Origin of the sequence: Halobellus sp. Atlit-38R, from assembly GCF_003665925.1 — an archaeon.
GTDB lineage: Archaea > Halobacteriota > Halobacteria > Halobacteriales > Haloferacaceae > Haloquadratum > Haloquadratum inordinatus.
Map to the genome: position 1 here is coordinate 1 of NZ_QXIJ01000128.1, position 610 is coordinate 610.

A 610-nucleotide genomic window follows, 5' to 3' on the forward strand; every position below is an offset into this window, starting at 1 on the left:
CGGCGGCGTGCCGCTCTCGGGCGGCGCGAACTACGAGGAGCACGCGCCGGTGACCCCCGAGGACGCCGACGCCTACGACATCCGGACGTCGCTCGAACACGACCTCGAGATGTTCGGCGACATCACCGAGCAGCTCCGGGAGCACATCCAGCTCGCCAACAACCTCGGCGACTACAACACCGAAGAGCAGCTCCGCGACATCCTCGGCGACGTCGAGGAACACGGCCACCACATCGAGCACTACCTCGAGGACGACACCCTCGTCACGAGCGAGACGCTCGAATAAGCCGACCGCGGCGGACCGCTTCCGGGCCGTTCCGGATCTCAGATTCTCCGCTTTTTCCACACTGCCGAGCGGCGCCGCCGGCCGCGCTTCTGATGACTGCGCCTCCACTGACTGCGCTCGCGGCGACCGCGCTTCCGCCGACCGCGCTCTCCCCGACCGCGCTCCCGATTAGCCGAGGTCCGGCGCGCGCTCGCCGGCCGGGATCACGATCTCCAGCCAGTTCTCCTCGGGCGGGAGCGGACAGGAGAACGTGTCGCTGTACGCGCAGAAGGGGCTGTACGCGAGGTTGAAGTCGATCGTGACGGCGTCGCCGTCCTCGAGGTC

General features: G+C 68.5%; 2 protein-coding genes. One reads left to right on the plus strand and one right to left on the minus strand.

Going from position 1 to position 610, the window contains the following annotated elements; translation table 11 throughout:
• Positions 1-286 (plus strand): ferritin-like domain-containing protein (locus D3D02_RS18485; RefSeq protein WP_304999803.1); only part of this gene is annotated, 286 nt, incomplete at its 5' end.
• A 168-nt stretch (positions 287-454) separates the two neighbouring features.
• On the opposite strand, the gene D3D02_RS18490 is transcribed toward D3D02_RS18485, so the two are convergent.
• A partial coding sequence (locus D3D02_RS18490) for a DUF1684 domain-containing protein (RefSeq protein ID WP_121571336.1) occupies positions 455-610 on the minus strand: 156 nt, incomplete at its 5' end.